The sequence below is a fragment of the Pseudomonas sp. 51_B genome, assembly GCF_017491595.1.
Classification (GTDB): Bacteria; Pseudomonadota; Gammaproteobacteria; order Pseudomonadales; family Pseudomonadaceae; genus Aquipseudomonas; species Aquipseudomonas promysalinigenes.
On record NZ_JAFGYW010000032.1, the window covers coordinates 1 to 15,743 of the forward strand.

Genomic DNA, 15,743 nt, shown 5'->3' on the forward strand with positions numbered 1-15,743 from the left:
CGCAGTTCTACGTGCCGAACGCGCCGAGCTGGGGCTTGGACAACCGCACCGTGGCCCTGCGCGTGCCGACCGGCTCGCCGGATGCCGTGCGTATCGAGCACCGTGTGGCCGGCGCTGACGCCAACCCATACTTGATGATGGCTGCCGTGCTGGCGGGCGTGCACCATGGCCTGACCAACAAGATCGAGCCAGGCGAGCCGATCGAAGGCAACTCGTATGAGCAGCTGGAGCAGAGCCTGCCGAACAACCTGCGCGATGCCCTGCGCGAGCTGGACGACAGCGAGATCCTGAACAAGTACATCGATCCGAAGTACATCGACATCTTCGTCGCGTGCAAGGAGAGCGAGCTGGAGGAGTTCGAGCACTCGATCTCCGACCTCGAGTACAACTGGTATCTGCACACCGTCTAAAGCAAAACGCCGCCCCAAAGGGCGGCGTTTTTCATTGGCGGGCCAGCATGGGCTTACAGCGGCTTCTCGAAAATCTTCGAATTGCGCTGGTAGTTGTACAACGAAGCCCGTGCCGCTGGCAGCCGCTCGACACCGCTAGGGGCAAACCCGCGCTCACGGAACCAGTGCGCCGTACGCGTCGTGAGCACGAACAGGGTATTTAACCCCATCTGCCGCGCCCGCCCCTCGATCCGCTCCAGCAGTTCGTCGCCACGCCCGCCGTGACGGTATTCCGGGTTTACCGCCAGGCACGCCAGTTCCCCAGCCTGCGAATCGGCAATCGGGTACAGCGCTGCACAGGCAATGATCATCCCCTCACGCTCGACCACACTGAACTGCTCGATCTCACGCTCCAGCACCTCGCGCGAGCGGCGCACCAGAATGCCTTGCTCTTCCAGCGGGCTGATCAGGTCCAGCAAGCCACCGACATCCTCGATGGTCGCCTCGCGCACCACCTCGAACTGCTCCTGGGACACCAGCGTACCGCCACCTTCTCGGGTGAACAGTTCGGTGAGCAAAGCGCCATCTTCGGCATAACTGACGATATGGCTACGTGCCACACCGCCTTTGCAGGCCTCGGCAGCCGCGTCGAGCAACTCAGCCTGGTAATCGCCGCCCAGGCGCGCCAGGTGCGGAGCAATCTGTTGTGGCCGCAGCTCACGCACCAACCGGCCGCTCTCGTCCAGCAGGCCAGGCTCGGTCCCGAACAGCAGCAGCTTGTCGGCACCCAGCTCGATGGCTGCACGAGTTGCGACGTCTTCACATGCCAGGTTGAAGATTTCACCCGTGGGCGAATAGCCCAGCGGCGACAGCAGTACGATGGACCGCTCGTCGAGCAGGCGGCTGATGCCTTTGCGGTCTATTCGCCGCACTTCCCCGGTGTGGTGGTAGTCCACGCCTTCGAGCACCCCGATCGGCCGTGCGGTGACCAAGTTGCCGCAAGCCACGCGCAAGCGCGAGCCCTGCATGGGCGAGGCGGCGATGTCCATCGACAGGCGTGCCTCGATGGCCAGGCGCAGGGCGCCTACGGCATCGATCACGCAATCCAGGGTGGCTGCGTCGGTGATACGCAGGCCATGATGGTAGTGCGGGGTCAGCCCACGCTCGGCCAGGCGGCTTTCGATCTGCGGGCGCGAGCCATGCACCAGCACCAGGCGCACACCCAAGCTGTGCAGCAGCACCAGGTCGTGGACGATATTGCCGAAATTAGGGTGTTCAACGCCATCGCCGGGGAGCATGACCACGAAGGTGCAATCGCGATGGGCATTGATGTACGGGGAGGCATGACGTAGCCAGTTAACGTATTCGGGCATGACGGGGCCTGTGGATAAAGTGGACGGAGAACGGTGAATCACACGGCGTTCAGGATCATCGTCGGAACAGGCTTGCGGTCACGCGCATCTCCTCTAGGCAAGAACGAATCAGCAAGGTGGACGTTTAACTCAGGCAATAGTGCCGGATCAGGTCACGCAATAGACGCACGGTAGGCTCGATGCGTGACATTTCAAGGTATTCGCCAGGCTGGTGGGCGCAGGCGATATCACCTGGGCCGAGCACGATGGTCTGGCAGCCCAGTTGCTGAAGATAAGGCGCTTCGGTACCGAACGCCACCGCTTCGGCCCGATGGCCGGTGAGGCGTTCGGCCACTTGCACCAGCTCGGCGTCCGCGTCCTGCTCGAACGGCGGCACCTCAGGGAACAACGGGGCGTAGTCGATACGCACTTCATGACGCTCGGCCACAGGCTTGAGTTTATCGCCAATGGCGGCGCGCAACTGTTCCACATCCATGCCCGGCAGCGGGCGCAGGTCGAACTCCAGGGCGCATTGGCCACAGATGCGGTTGGGGTTGTCACCGCCATGGATGCAGCCGAAATTCATGGTTGGCGTCGGCACGGTGAACTGCGGGTTACTGAAGGTTTGCTGCCATTGCCGGCGCAGGCCCATCAGCTCGCTCATCACCTCGTGCATGGCCTCCATCGCACTATGGCCCAGGCTTGGGTCAGAGGAATGCCCGCTGCGCCCGAGGATGTCGATGCGGTCCATCAGGATGCCCTTGTGCATGCGGATCGGCCGCAGGCCGGTGGGCTCGCCGATCACCGCCGCACGGCCCAGCGGCTGGCCGGCAGCCGCCAGGGCGCGGGCACCGGACATGGAGCTTTCTTCATCGCAGGTGGCCAGGATCATCAGCGGTTGCTTGAAATCGTGCTCCAGCAGCGGAATGACCGCTTCGATGATCAATGCGAAAAAGCCTTTCATGTCGCAGCTACCCAGGCCCACCCAGCGGCCGTCGGCCTCGGTCAGCTTGAGCGGGTCGCTGGCCCACAGTTGTTCATCGTAAGGCACCGTATCACTGTGCCCGGCCAGCACCAGCCCGCCAGGGCCGCTACCACGGCTGGCCAACAGGTTGAACTTGCCAGGGCTGACCTCACGGATGTCACAAGCAAAACCCAGATCGCCCAACCAGCCGGCCAACAGGTCGATGACCTGGCGGTTGGACTGGTCCAGCGCAGGCTGGGTACAACTGACCGAGGGCGCGGCGATCAAAGCGGCAAACTGGTCTTTCAGTGGCGGCAACGGCATGCGCATACTCCTCGGAAGCGTTGCCCATCATAGGACTATCCGCCGTCTGGAATAAACCGTTGCCGGCCGACTGCTGTAGACTGCCCTGCAAAGACGCCCCTCCTTCGAGCCTGTGATGCACAAAGAAACCGAACTCAAGCTGCGCGCCAGCAGCCAGACCCTCGCCGCCCTGCGCGAGCACCCCTTGCTGAAAAAACGCAACAAATCTGGCTGGCAGACCCGCGAGCTGCTCAACCAGTACTTCGATACTCCCGAGCGCGAGCTTTCCGCCGCCCGTGTGGCCCTGCGCCTGCGCCGCGACGGTGAGGCGATCATCCAGACCCTCAAGTGCCGCGGGAAAAGCGTTGCCGGGCTGTCCGAGCGCAACGAATACGAGTGGCAGTTGGACAAGGTCAAGCTCGACTTGAAAAAGCTCGACGCCACCTGCTGGCCGGCGCAGCTGGCCGAACTCGACAAAAAAACCATCAAGCCGCTATTCACCACTGATTTCACCCGCGAATACGCCGAAATCAGCTGGGGCCGTGGCAAGAGCAAGGTGGTGATCGAGGCCGCGCTGGACCAAGGCTTCGTGATTGCCGGCAAGCGCAAAGAGGAAATCTGCGAGCTTGAGTTGGAGCTGCGCGAAGGCGCCCCTGAAGCGCTACTGGAGCTGGCCGCCGAGCTGGCCGCCAGCCTGCCGCTGATGCCGTGCGACATCAGCAAGGCCGAGCGCGGCTACCGCCTGTTGGAGCCAGACAGCTACGAGCTGGGCCTGCCGACCACCGAGCTGAGCGCTGAAACTGCTGTGGACGACGCCTTCGCCGCCCTGGCCTGGCAGCTGCTGGGCAGCAGCCAGCGCCTGGCCGAGCAGTACCGCCACAATGGTCACTGGCGCTTGTTGCAGGACTGGGTGCAGTGCCTGGCCGAACTGCGCGCCTTGGTCGCAAGCCTGGGCCAAGCTGCGCCCCGCGCCACCACGCGCGAGCTACGCGCCAGCCTCGATGCGCTGCTGGAAGACTGGCGCCCATTGGTGCAGGCCGGCAATGACGATGAAGACATCCGCCGCGCTGCGCCCGAGCAGTTCCTCGAAGAACTCGAAGACGTACGCTGGGGCCAGTTCTCCCTGGAAACCTCGCGTTGGCTGCTGGCCCGCGCCTGGACCGTGGAGCGCAAGGGCCGTGGCGAGCGCCAGGGCAAGGCGCAGTTGGCAAGCTGGCTGGCGCACCTGCTGGGTGAAGAAGGCCGCTCGCTGAAGCTGCCGCTGTACACCCAACGCCCCGAGGACCTGGCCGAACAGCTGCCACGTATCGAGCAGTTGCTGGCCTGGCTGCACCATGCCCGCCAGGTGCTTGAAGCACCGCAGATGGACCGCTTGTACGGCGATTTGAAAAAACTGCATGAGCTGGCCGAGTTGCCGATCAGCGATGAGTTGCTGGAGGCGCGTATTGATCAGGCTCGGACAGTGGATCAGAGCCGGGGCTGGAAGCATTTGCTCAAGGCTTAAGGACGCTTTGGCGGTTGGCACCTAACCGCGTTAGGTGCCAGGTGTATGGTTTGAGTGTTGTGTGTGCGTTGAGACCGAGCGCCGCCCGCGCGGCGCTCGATCTCACAGGCGCTACATTCCTCAAGTCAGGCACCTGGCGGCCCAATCCCAGGATTTGGCCGCAGCAGCGTTACTTCGCCAGAGGCAAGCTGGTGGTGGACTTGATCTCCGACAGCGCCACAATCGAATTCACTTCCTGAATACCCGGCACGTTCGATAGCTTTTCAAAGAAGAAGCGCTCATAAGCCTCGATATCCGAGGTGACGATGCGTAGCAGAAAGTCCACCGCCCCCATAAGCACATAGCATTCCAGCACCTCCGGAAAGCCGCGGATCGCCTCAGTGAATTCAGTGAAGTTGGAGCGGCCGTGGGCGTTGAGTTTCACTTCGGCGAAGATCTGGGTGTTCAAGCCGACCTTCTTGCGGTCCAGCAGGGTTACCTGGCCTCGGATCACTCCTTCCTCTTTCAACCGCTGAATCCTGCGCCAGCAGGGCGATTGCGACAGCCCCACGCGCTCGGCGATCTGCGCACTGGACAGTGATGAGTCTTCTTGCAGTAGTTCGAGGATGCGCCGGTCGTAGGCATCCAGCTCGCCTTGCATAAATGATTCTCCAAATAGCGGCTATTCGATTCTTTCAATCTAAAATATAGGGGAATTAATGAAATCATAGCGAGAAAATACCGGCTTCGACGTGCAAGAATTTCTCCCAGACCCGCGGAGACCCATCATGAACGCACTCGAACGCCCCCTGCCCCGCAGCGATGCCTGGGCTGCCAATGCCAGCCACAGCACCGTGCGCTATTGCCTGCAAGCCGAGGTCGAACCGGATACGCTTTGCCGTGTGCTCAACCTGTTCGCCCTGCAGTTCCTTACTCCCCATAGCGTGCAGGTCAGCCAGCAGGAAGACTGGCTCGACATCGAAATCGGCATCGGCGGACTGAGTTGGCATAGGGCGCAGGTAATTGCGCAAAAACTGCGCAACCTTGTATGCGTGGGCGAGGTAAGCCTGGAAAACCTGGCGTACCTGGAGCTGGCGGTGGTCTGAAGCTGGGCGCGCAAAATCTGGAAAATCTTTCCCCAACGCGGCTTGCCAGAGCCCGGCTAGCCTTGCCACTCGTCTCCTTTAAGGCAAGGAAGCCCACCGATGTTAACGTCCGACGAGCAAGCCCTCGACCTTCAAAGCCTGCTGGACGCCTTGCAGGCCGACCAGCACCTCAGCGCCAGCGACTCATGCCAGGTTCGCGAACAAGCAGCGCACTACAGTGCGCACCACCCGTTGGAAACCATCGCGGCACTGGGCCTTGAAGACCGCTGCAAGCCCGGCCAGCAGCTGACCCTGGATGCGCTGTGCCAGTGGCTGGCACACAAGGTCGGTCAGCCTTACTTGCACATCGACCCCATGCAGCTGGACCTTACCCAGGTCAATGGCCTGATTTCACCCGCCTTTGCGCAACGTCACGGCATCCTGATCGTGGCCGAAGATGCCAACGCCATCACCGTAGCCAGTGCCCAGCCCTATCAGCAACTGTGGCAGGCCGACCTCGAACGCAGCCTGGGCAAACCAATCCGCCGCGTGCTGGCCAGCCCGCTGCAGATCCGCCAGCTGGGCCAGTCGCTGTTTCGCCTGGCCCACTCGGTCCAAGGTGCGCAGCACCAGCAGACGACCCGGCTGGGCGAACTGGAGCACCTGCTTGAACTGGGCCAGCGCCAGGCGCAGGCCACGGCCGACGATGCGCACATCGTGAATATCGTCGACTGGCTGCTGCAATACGCCATCGAGCAACGCGCCAGCGATATCCACCTGGAGCCACGCCACGAAAAGGGCCACCTGCGCTATCGCATCGACGGGCTGTTGCAGACGGTCTACGCCTTCCCAGCCAGCGTTACCCTGGCCGTGGTCAGCCGCTTGAAACACTTGGGGCGCATGGACGTAGCGGAAAAGCGCCGCCCGCAAGACGGCCGGGTCAAAAGTCGCCTGCCTGGCGGCAGCGAAGTGCAATTGCGCCTCTCCACACTGCCTACGCCCTATGGCGAAAAACTGGTGGTGCGCCTGTTCGACCCACGCCAGTTGCAGGAAGACTTCGCCCAGCTTGGCCTGGAGGGTGAGACGCTGAGCCAGTGGCGCAGGCTATTGCAGCGCCGCCAGGGCATTGTGCTGGTGACCGGGCCTACAGGCTCGGGCAAGACCAGTACGCTGTACGCCAGCCTCAAGCTGCTGGCCACACCCGAGGTCAACCTGTGCACCATCGAAGACCCCATCGAGCGGCTGGAGCCTGCCTTCAACCAACTACAGGTGCAGCCCGGGTTGGGGCTGGATTTCGCCGATGGCGTGCGTGCCCTGCTACGCCAGGACCCCGACATCATCATGATCGGCGAGATACGCGACCGCGAAACCGCACAAGTGGCGGTGCAGGCCGCGCTTACCGGGCATCTGGTACTTTCGACCCTGCACACCAATGACACCTGCAGCGCCATTACCCGTCTGCTGGAGCTGGGTGTGGCCGACTACCTGATCCGCGCGACTTTGGGCGGGGTCATGGCACAGCGCCTGGTGCGCATCCTCTGCGATGGCTGCCAAGGGCACGCGTCCGGCGCACCATGCCCGTTATGTCGCGGCACCGGCTATCGGGGCCGCACAGGCCTGTTCGAACTGCTGATCCCCAGCGACAGCTTGCGGTCGCACATCGGCGCCAGTACCGACCTGGCCGACCTGCAGCGCCAGGCGGTGGCTGAAGGATTACAAGATTTACGCAGTTGCGGGGCGGCGAAAGTGGCCCGTGGAATCACCCGCAGCGAAGAGGTGATGCGGGTCTGTTCCTGAGCGAAAACCTTCGCAATCAAGGAACTTAAGTGTGGTTTTGACGATCAAAGCGGCCATCTTCAGCCACCTCACCCTTCAGGTGTTTCATCATGCGCATCAAATCCGCGCTGGCAGCCGCTGCCCTGCTTTCGCTGCCTGTTGGCTCCGCAATGGCCGACACTTTCTGGCGTAACGTAATGACCTCTGGCGCCACCACGGCGTCCAGCTACATCACCTCGCGCGACCACAAGCTGGTATTGGCGGCACAGGATGACGCCGGCAGCTTCGTCGCCAGTAACGGTGAGATTCGCGGGCCGTTTCTGGAACAGGCGTTGCAGCAGGTACGTGCGCAAAACCCAGCGCTTCAAGCATCGGACATGGAACTGGCCAATGCAATTTTGGCCCGCACGGCCAATCCGTGAACGCTGCCGCAGCGTAATTCGGATGCTCTGACACCAAGCAGACATTTCCTACCAAACACTCAGGCCGGTGTAGGACTACTAGCGAACCTTCGCTCGTTACCATCGAGGCTCCGCCAACCGCTCACTGGAGCCTCGATATGCGTGCACTCTTAGCCGCTCTAATTGTGATTCTCATCGGCCAGCAAACGGCTGAAGCTTCCGGTTCGTCCCGCTCATTGGTATCCACCGGCACCCTGTTTTCTTCCAGCTACCTGACATCGGCCGACCACAAATTGGTGGTCGCGGCACAGGACGACGCTGGCAGCTTCGTAGCCAGCGACGGGGCGATTCGCGGGCCGTACCTAGAGGCTGCGATCCAGCAGATCCGGGCTGAACATCCAGGGCTTGAGGCCTCGGACATGGAACTGGCCCATGCGATCCTCGCCAAACATGCCTTGGCTCAATAGCCGCGCCGCCTACCTTGCGGTGCCAACCGCTAAGTAGCCAACGCCAGCACATGGCACTACCGGTACGCCTGCACTGGCACACAGGCGCAGAACAGGTTCCGGTCACCATAGACATTGTCGACGCGGTTCACAGCAGGCCAGTATTTGTGCAGCCGCACGTGGCCGCTGGGGGCAATGGCCTGCTCCAGGGTGTAGGGCCGCGTCCATGGCTCCAGTACGTCGGCCAGGGTATGGGGTGCATGCTTGAGTGGGTTGTCTTCGGCTGGCCAGCTCCCGTCTTGAACCTGAGCGATCTCTGCCCTAATCGCCAGCATCGCCTCGACGAAGCGGTCCAGCTCGGCCTTCGACTCGCTTTCAGTCGGCTCGACCATCAGGGTACCCGGCACCGGAAATGACATGGTCGGGGCATGGAAGCCATAGTCCATCAAGCGCTTGGCAACGTCTTCCTCGGTAATGCCGGTCTGCGCCTTGAGAGGCCGCAGGTCGAGAATGCACTCATGGGCCACCCGCTGGTTACGCCCGCGGTACAACACCGGGAACGCTCCGGCCAACTGGCTCGCCAGATAGTTGGCTGAAAGGATCGCCACCTCGCTGGCGTCAACCAGTTGCGGGCCCATCATGGCTATGTACATCCAACTGATCGGCAGAATGCTGGCACTGCCCCAGGGCGCAGCACTGACCGCACTGTTGTTCGGGTCCAGCCCGGGCACGGGCACTACCGGGTGACTTGCGACGAAGGGTTTCAGATGGGCGCGAATGCCGATTGGGCCCATGCCTGGGCCGCCTCCGCCGTGGGGGATGCAGAACGTCTTGTGTAGATTCATATGCGAAACGTCGGCACCGATGTCCGCAGGCCGGGCCAGGCCAACCTGGGCATTGAGGTTGGCACCGTCCATGTAGACCTGGCCACCGTATTGGTGGACCACCGCGCAGATCTCGCGGATGCCCTCCTCATAAACACCATGGGTCGAAGGATAGGTGACCATCAGGCATGACAGCTTGTCGCCGGCGGCAGCAGCCTTCGCCTTGAGGTCTTCGAGGTCGACGTTGCCAGCATCGTCACACTCGACGATCACCACCTCCATGCCAGCCATCTGCGCCGAGGCCGGGTTGGTCCCGTGGGCAGACGAGGGAATCAGGCACAACGTGCGTTGTGGCTGTTGGCAACTGCGGTGATAGCGTGTGATTGCCATGAGCCCCGCGTATTCACCTTGAGCGCCGGAGTTTGGCTGCATGCAGATGGCGTCGAAACCGGTGATGGCGCACAACCAGCTTTCCAGCTCATCGATCATCGCCTTATAGCCCGCGGCCTGTGCGGCAGGTGCGAAGGGGTGTAGCTGGGCGAAGGCGGGCCAGGTGATCGGTATCATCTCGCTGGTGGCATTGAGTTTCATGGTGCAAGAGCCGAGCGGGATCATCGACTGGTTCAGGGCCAGGTCCTTGTTTTCCAGCTGCTTGAGGTAGCGCAGCATCTCGGTTTCGCTGTGATGCAGATTGAACACGGGGTGGCCAAGGAACGGCGTACCGCGCGCCAATGCTGCGGGGATACCTTCAGGCGACGCCAGCTGGTCAAGGGCGTGGATATCAAGACCATGATCGACCCCCAGGAATACATCGAACAAGCGCAACACCGTGGCTTCGCTGCAGGTTTCATCCAGGCTCACGCCCACATGGCCGCGGCCCAGAATCCGCAGGTTGATGCGAGCAGCCTCGGCGCTTTCGATGATTGCCACCTGGGCGCCGCCAACATCCAAGGTCAGGGTGTCGAAAAAATGCTGATTGATACGCTTTATGCCTTTGGCCTCAAGGCCTGCGGCCAAAAGGAAAGTCAGCCGGTGCACGCGCTGGGCAATACGCTGCAGCCCTTCTGGCCCATGGTAAACCGCATAGAACCCGGCCATGTTGGCCAGCAGTACCTGGGCTGTGCAGATGTTGGAGTTGGCCTTTTCGCGGCGAATGTGCTGCTCGCGCGTTTGCAGGGCCATGCGTAACGCGGTATTGCCACGTGCATCGCGAGACACGCCGATGATGCGCCCTGGCATCGCCCGCTTGTAATCCTCACGGCAAGCGAAGTAGGCGGCGTGCGGGCCGCCGAAGCCCATCGGCACGCCGAAGCGCTGAGTCGAGCCGAGCACCACATCGGCACCCATTTCGCCAGGCGGCGTCAGCACCACAAGGCTGAGCAGGTCCGCCGCCACGCAGGCCAGGGCCTGCTGGGCATGCAACTGGTCGATGAACGGGCGCAGGTCACGTACCTCGCCGTGGGTATCCGGGTACTGCAGCAATGCACCGAACACTTGGTGCTGGGCAAGGTTGTCCACAGCGTCGACGATCAGCTCGAAGCCGAAACCCTCGGCGCGGGTTTTGAGCACTGACAATGTTTGTGGGTGGCAATGCTCGTCGGCGAAGAACGCGTTGGACTTGTTGCGTGCCACACGCTTGGCCAGCGCCATTGCCTCGGCAGCGGCGGTGGCTTCATCGAGCAGCGATGCATTGGCCAGCGCCAAACCGCTGAGGTCGATGACCATTTGCTGGAAGTTGAGCAACGCCTCTAGTCGGCCTTGGGCGATTTCAGGCTGATAGGGCGTGTAGGCGGTGTACCAGCCGGGGTTTTCCAGCACGTTGCGCAGGATGACGGTGGGCGTCACGGTTCCGTGGTAGCCCATGCCGATAAGGCTGGTCCACACCTGGTTCTGTTCGGCGTAAGCGGCAAGCTTGGCCAACGCAGCCTGCTCGTCCAGGGCCGGCGGTAAGTCGAGGGCGCGGTTCAAGCATATGCCTGGCGGCACGGTCTGCTCGATCAGTTCGCTACGGCTACTGAGGCCAAGGGCATTGAGCATGGCCTGCTGCTCCGAGGCATCGGGCCCCAGATGGCGGCGCAAAAAAGGGTTGAGCTCTTGCAGTTGCTGCAGGGATGGCGACTGAGGCATGTCGACGCTCTCTTCCTAGACCGGGTCTCATGGAGACTTGTAAGTCTAGGAAGGGATCGACGATGCTGCGTGAAAACTTGTTCGCCAGCCTATGCCTGTTTGCGGCTGAAGCCGCTCATTCAAGAGCGGGTTTACCCGCAAAGCAGGCGAGGCGCTATCACTCGCCGATGGCAGCTTTGTAGCCCGCGGCATCCAGCAGCTTGTCCAGCTCGGCCGGGTTGCTTGGCTTGAGCTTGAAGATCCACGACTCATAAGGCTTTTCGTTGAGCAGCTCTGGGCTGTCGGCCAGTTCTTCGTTGACCGCGATCACCTCACCGGAAACCGGGGCGTAGATGTCGGATGCTGCCTTGACCGATTCGACCACGCCGGCAGCATCGCCAGCGCTGAAGGTTTTGCCCACTTCGGCCAGCTCGACGAACACCACATCACCCAGTGCTTGCTGGGCGTGGTCGCTGATGCCGACGGTGACACTGCCATCGGCTTCCAGGCGCGCCCACTCGTGGCTTTCGGCGAAACGCAGATCGGCGGGGATATTGCTCATGTGTTGACTTCCTCGTTTGGCTCAGCGGTTCGGCCCGCCGTTGAATGTTCAGATCAGAATCTTGCCATGGCGCACGAAGGTCGGCTTGACCACTCGCACCGGGTACCACTTGCCGCGAATTTCGACCTCGGCACGGTCGGCAGTAGCCATGGGGACACGCGCCAGGGCTATGGACTTGCTCAGCGTAGGCGAGAAACTACCACTGGTGATCTCCCCTTCGCCAATACCGGCAACACGAACCACTTGGTGAGCACGCAACACCCCGCGCTCTTCGAGCACCAGGCCGACCAGTTTCTCCTGCACGCCATGCTCGATTTCCGCCAAAAGGCCAGTGCGGCCGATGAAGTTGCGCTCGGCAGGCTCCCAGGCAATGCTCCAACCGAGGTTGGAGGTCAGCGGGGTGTGCTGCTCATCGATGTCCTGGCCATACAGATTCATCCCGGCTTCCAAGCGCAGGGTATCGCGCGCGCCGAGGCCGCTGGGGGCGATACCCGCGCCGACCAGATCGTTGAAAAATCCTACAGCTTCATCACCTGGCAGAATGATCTCCAGGCCGTCTTCACCGGTGTAGCCGGTGCGAGCGATGAACCAGTCGCCTTCGGCAACTCCTTCGAATGGCCGCAGTTCACGAATCAACGCAGCGCGCGCAGGGCTTAGCAGCCCAGCGACCTTTTCCCGAGCATGGGGGCCTTGAATGGCGAGGATGGCCAAGTCCGGGCGTACCTTGAACGTTGCGTTGAAGCCGACGGCCTGCTCGTTCAGCCAATCGAGGACCCTGGTCCGCGTGATGGCGTTGGTGATCAGGCGGTACCCGGTATGTGTGCGATACACGATCAGATCATCGATCACCCCGCCTTGCTCGTTTAGCAGCGGGCTGTAAAGCGCCTTGCCGATGCTGCTCAGCCGCGCAACGTCGTTGGCCAACAGGCGTTGCAACGTGGCTGTGGCCTGCTCGCCAGTCATGTCGATGACCGTCATGTGGGAAACGTCGAACACCCCACAATCGCTACGCACCTGATTGTGTTCCTCGACTTGCGAGCCGTAGTGCAGGGGCATGTCCCAGCCACCGAAATCGACCGTCTTGGCGCCCAGCGCCAGGTGCAAGTCGTATAAAAGCGTGCGCTGTCCCATGGGTTTCTCCTTCCGGGCGTGGCGAAGCGGCGGCGGTCGAAGACGTTTAATCGTCAGCTCTTCTTGTAGGACCCGCCGCGCGAATGCCGCGCATTGTAGCCGCATGGGCGCAGGCTGGCATCCTCAGTGACTGTGACCGGGGCGACGAGCGGAACGACGAATCAGCCCGATGACTGGCAACAGCCCTACCAGCACCAGGGTGAGCGCCGGCAACGAGGCGCGGGCCCACTCGCCCTCGCTGGTCATCTCGAAGACCCTCACCGCCAGGGTATCCCAGCCGAATGGGCGCATCAGCAAGGTGGCAGGCATTTCCTTGAGCACATCGACGAACACCAGCAACGCGGCGCTGAGGGCGCCAGGCACTAGCAGCGGTAGATACACCTTGAAAAACAAACCCATGCCACCCACACCCAGGCTGCGTGAAGCCTCTGGCAGCGATGGGCGAATACGCGCCAGGCTGCTCTCAAGCGGCCCATAAGCCACCGCGATGAAGCGCACCAGGTACGCCAGCAGCAACGCCGCCAGGCTACCCAACAGCAATGGCTTACCTGCACCGCCCAACCACGCCGTCAGCGGTATCACCAGGTGGTTGTCCAGGTAGCTGAAGGCCAGCATGATCGACACCGCCAGCACCGAGCCTGGCAAGGCGTAGCCGAGATTGGCCAGGCCGACGCCCGCGCGCACCCCCGCCGTAGGCGCCAGACGCCGAGCGAACGCCAGCATCAGGGCCACGGCAACGGTGATCAGGGCGGCCATGCTGCCCAGGTACAAGGTATGCAGCACCAGGCCCACATAACGTTCGTCCAGATCATGCCGACCGCGCTGCCAAAACCACGCCAGCAACTGCAGCAGCGGGATGACGAATGCGCAGGCGAACACCAGCAAGCACCAAGCGCTGGCCAGCAGCGCCTTCAACCCGCGCAAGTGGTAAAGCGCCTGCCCGCGCGGGCGCTCATGGCCATGGCGGGTTGCCCCACGGGCCCGGCGCTCGCCGTACAGCACCAGCATCACCGCCAACAGCAGCAGGCTGGCCAACTGCGCCGCGCTGGACAGGCTGAAGAAGCCATACCAGGTCTTGTAGATCGCGGTGGTGAAGGTATCGAAGTTGAACACCGCCACTGCGCCAAAATCGGCCAAGGTTTCCATCAACGCCAGGGCAATACCAGCACCGATCGCCGGCCGCGCCATCGGCAGGGCAACCCGCCAGAAGGCTTGCAAGGGTGTCAGGCCAAGCACCCGCGCTGCTTCCATCAGGCCTTTGCCCTGGGCCAGGAACGCGGTGCGCGCCAGCAGGTAGACGTAGGGGTAGAACACCAGCACGAGCACGATGATCACCCCGCCCGTAGAGCGTACCCTGGGCAGGCGCATAGGCCCGAACGCCTCGCGCAGCGCGCTCTGCACAGGGCCTGCGAAGTCGAGCAGGCCGACGAAAACGAAGGCCAGCACGTAGGCCGGTATGGCAAAAGGCAGCATCAGCGCCCAGTCGAGCCAACGCCTGCCGGGAAACTCACATAGGCTGGTGAGCCAGGCCAAGCTGACACCGAGCAGGGTAACGCCGACGCCGACGCCAAGCACTAGTGTCGCAGTATTGCCCAGCAGGCGGGCCATCTGGGTATCGAGCAGGTGCGACCAGATCTGCAGGTCGACCGACTGCCAGGACAGCAGCAGCACACTCAGGGGCAGAAGGACCAAAGCGGCGGTCAGGATGACCGGAAGGTACCAGCGACGTTGGAGGGTGTGGGGCAAGGCTATGGTCTCGGTTGCAATCGTTCGCGGGTAGCCCCACAGCGTACACCGCTACTCTTGGGGTTTACCCGCGAAAAGGCCCTGACAGGCCACGGAGCGGTCAAGCCTGGGGCTTAATTCCAGCCGGCACGATCCATCAGGCGAATGGCCTCGGCCTGACGCTTGCCGGCCACTTCCACCGCAATACTGTCGGCCTTGAAGCTACCCCAGGCCGCTACTTCGTCCGAAGGCTTGACCTTGGGGTTTGCCGGAAACTCCTGGTTGATGTCGGCGAACAGCTTCTGCGCCTGCTCGCCGGTCATCCACTCGACCAGTTCGATGGCGGCTTGCCGGTGAGGTGCATGCTTGGTCAGGCCGATACCGGACAGGTTGACATGCACGCCCCGGTCAGCCTGGTTGGGCCAGAACAGCTTCACCGGCAGTTGTGGGTTCTGGGCGTGCAGGCGGCCGTAGTAATAGGTGTTCACCACCCCTACATCGCACTGGCCAGCGGCGATTGCCTGGATTACCGCGTTGTCGTCGGAGAACACATCGGTGGACAAGTTGTTGACCCAACCTTTGACGATTTGCTCGGTCTTGGCCTCGCCATGGTTTTCGATCAGGGTGGCGGTCAGTGACTGGTTGTAGACTTTCTTGGCCGAGCGCAGGCATAGGCGGCCTTCCCACTGCTTGTCGGCCAGGGCTTCATAGGTGCTCAGCTCGGCCGGCTTGACCCGCTCGGTGGAGTAGACAATGGTCCGTGCCCGCAAGCTCAGGCCGGTCCAGTCATGGGACGAGGCACGGTACTGGGGCGGGATGTTCTGGTCGATGGTGGCCGACTTGATCGGCTGCAGAATGCCCATCTGTTCGGCCTGCCAGAGGTTGCCGGCATCGACGGTCAGCAGCAGGTCGGCCACGCCGTTCTCGCCCTCGGCCTTGATGCGCTGCATCAGCGGGGCTTCCTTGTCGGTGATGAACTTGACCTTGACCCCGGTCTTGGCGGTGTAGGCGTCGAACACCGGCTTGATCAGCTCGTCGATACGCGAGGAGTACACCACCACTTCATCAGCCGCCTGGGCGGTGCCGCCGAGCAGGGACAGGGCCAGAGCGGCCAATAGGGGCTTGCGTGGCAACATGGAAAGCACTCCTGGGATCGTATGAGAGGCGCAAATGGTAGTGAATCCCATTACCCAGCT

The 15,743-nt window shown here is 62.4% G+C and carries 13 protein-coding genes and 1 pseudogene; 6 read left to right on the top strand and 8 right to left on the bottom strand.

The window, feature by feature from the left end; genetic code table 11:
* Positions 1–410 (top strand): annotated as a pseudogene (locus J5M56_RS21730) (glutamine synthetase); the annotation flags it as partial.
* A 53-nt stretch (positions 411–463) separates the two neighbouring features.
* Here the strand turns inward: J5M56_RS21730 and argA are convergent.
* Complete coding sequence (gene argA / locus J5M56_RS21735) at positions 464–1,762, bottom strand: amino-acid N-acetyltransferase (protein WP_207937767.1); 1,299 nt, start codon at positions 1,760–1,762, stop codon at positions 464–466.
* Positions 1,763–1,886: 124 nt separating this feature from the next.
* Positions 1,887–3,029: an acetylornithine deacetylase gene (gene argE / locus J5M56_RS21740; protein WP_060477163.1), complete on the bottom strand. Its 1,143-nt coding sequence runs from the start codon at positions 3,027–3,029 to the stop codon at positions 1,887–1,889.
* A gap of 115 nt (positions 3,030–3,144) precedes the next feature.
* Here argE and J5M56_RS21745 point away from each other — a divergent pair, with 115 nt between their 5' ends.
* On the top strand, positions 3,145–4,512 hold the full coding sequence (locus J5M56_RS21745; protein ID WP_207937768.1) for a CYTH domain-containing protein: 1,368 nt from the start codon (positions 3,145–3,147) through the stop codon (positions 4,510–4,512).
* Between the two features lie 169 nt (positions 4,513–4,681).
* Here the strand turns inward: J5M56_RS21745 and J5M56_RS21750 are convergent, their stop codons facing one another.
* Positions 4,682–5,152 (bottom strand): Lrp/AsnC family transcriptional regulator, encoded by a 471-nt coding sequence (locus J5M56_RS21750; RefSeq protein WP_207937769.1) that lies wholly within the window; start codon positions 5,150–5,152, stop codon positions 4,682–4,684.
* Between the two features lie 127 nt (positions 5,153–5,279).
* Between J5M56_RS21750 and J5M56_RS21755 the strand changes: the two genes are divergently transcribed.
* From J5M56_RS21755 to J5M56_RS21770, 4 genes are all read left to right on the top strand, one after another.
* Complete coding sequence (locus J5M56_RS21755; RefSeq protein WP_060477166.1) at positions 5,280–5,597, top strand: hypothetical protein; 318 nt, start codon at positions 5,280–5,282, stop codon at positions 5,595–5,597.
* A 99-nt stretch (positions 5,598–5,696) separates the two neighbouring features.
* The gene (locus J5M56_RS21760) at positions 5,697–7,373 is read left to right on the top strand and encodes a GspE/PulE family protein (RefSeq protein ID WP_207937770.1); all 1,677 of its coding nucleotides are present in this window, start codon (positions 5,697–5,699) and stop codon (positions 7,371–7,373) included.
* 89 nt (positions 7,374–7,462) lie between these two features.
* On the top strand, positions 7,463–7,774 hold the full coding sequence (locus tag J5M56_RS21765; protein WP_186476206.1) for a DUF2388 domain-containing protein: 312 nt from the start codon (positions 7,463–7,465) through the stop codon (positions 7,772–7,774).
* 137 nt (positions 7,775–7,911) lie between these two features.
* Positions 7,912–8,220 (top strand): DUF2388 domain-containing protein, encoded by a 309-nt coding sequence (locus J5M56_RS21770; protein WP_207937771.1) that lies wholly within the window; start codon positions 7,912–7,914, stop codon positions 8,218–8,220.
* A gap of 56 nt (positions 8,221–8,276) precedes the next feature.
* On the opposite strand, the gene gcvP is transcribed toward J5M56_RS21770, so the two are convergent.
* The 5 genes from gcvP to J5M56_RS21795 form a co-directional block, all read right to left on the bottom strand.
* Entirely contained in the window at positions 8,277–11,150 is a 2,874-nt protein-coding gene (gene gcvP, locus J5M56_RS21775; RefSeq protein WP_207937772.1) for an aminomethyl-transferring glycine dehydrogenase, read from the bottom strand.
* Positions 11,151–11,307: 157 nt separating this feature from the next.
* Complete coding sequence (gcvH, locus tag J5M56_RS21780; protein ID WP_207937773.1) at positions 11,308–11,691, bottom strand: glycine cleavage system protein GcvH; 384 nt, start codon at positions 11,689–11,691, stop codon at positions 11,308–11,310.
* Between the two features lie 48 nt (positions 11,692–11,739).
* Positions 11,740–12,822 (bottom strand): glycine cleavage system aminomethyltransferase GcvT, encoded by a 1,083-nt coding sequence (gene gcvT / locus J5M56_RS21785; RefSeq protein WP_186476203.1) that lies wholly within the window; start codon positions 12,820–12,822, stop codon positions 11,740–11,742.
* A gap of 123 nt (positions 12,823–12,945) precedes the next feature.
* Positions 12,946–14,568, bottom strand: a complete 1,623-nt coding sequence (locus J5M56_RS21790; RefSeq protein WP_207937774.1) for an iron ABC transporter permease — start codon at positions 14,566–14,568, stop codon at positions 12,946–12,948.
* A gap of 113 nt (positions 14,569–14,681) precedes the next feature.
* Positions 14,682–15,683 (bottom strand): extracellular solute-binding protein, encoded by a 1,002-nt coding sequence (locus J5M56_RS21795; RefSeq protein ID WP_186476201.1) that lies wholly within the window; start codon positions 15,681–15,683, stop codon positions 14,682–14,684.
* Positions 15,684–15,743: the final 60 nt, after the last annotated feature.

Coding starts and splice junctions, on each gene's coding strand:
- J5M56_RS21770 (WP_207937771.1), top strand. CDS start 7,912: ATGCGTGCACTCTTAGCCGCTCTAATTGTGATTCTCATCGGCCAGCAA.
- J5M56_RS21750 (WP_207937769.1), bottom strand. CDS start 5,152: ATGCAAGGCGAGCTGGATGCCTACGACCGGCGCATCCTCGAACTACTG.
- gcvT (WP_186476203.1), bottom strand. CDS start 12,822: ATGGGACAGCGCACGCTTTTATACGACTTGCACCTGGCGCTGGGCGCC.
- J5M56_RS21760 (WP_207937770.1), top strand. CDS start 5,697: ATGTTAACGTCCGACGAGCAAGCCCTCGACCTTCAAAGCCTGCTGGAC.
- J5M56_RS21755 (WP_060477166.1), top strand. CDS start 5,280: ATGAACGCACTCGAACGCCCCCTGCCCCGCAGCGATGCCTGGGCTGCC.
- J5M56_RS21765 (WP_186476206.1), top strand. CDS start 7,463: ATGCGCATCAAATCCGCGCTGGCAGCCGCTGCCCTGCTTTCGCTGCCT.
- J5M56_RS21745 (WP_207937768.1), top strand. CDS start 3,145: ATGCACAAAGAAACCGAACTCAAGCTGCGCGCCAGCAGCCAGACCCTC.
- J5M56_RS21795 (WP_186476201.1), bottom strand. CDS start 15,683: ATGTTGCCACGCAAGCCCCTATTGGCCGCTCTGGCCCTGTCCCTGCTC.
- gcvH (WP_207937773.1), bottom strand. CDS start 11,691: ATGAGCAATATCCCCGCCGATCTGCGTTTCGCCGAAAGCCACGAGTGG.
- argE (WP_060477163.1), bottom strand. CDS start 3,029: ATGCCGTTGCCGCCACTGAAAGACCAGTTTGCCGCTTTGATCGCCGCG.
- argA (WP_207937767.1), bottom strand. CDS start 1,762: ATGCCCGAATACGTTAACTGGCTACGTCATGCCTCCCCGTACATCAAT.
- gcvP (WP_207937772.1), bottom strand. CDS start 11,150: ATGCCTCAGTCGCCATCCCTGCAGCAACTGCAAGAGCTCAACCCTTTT.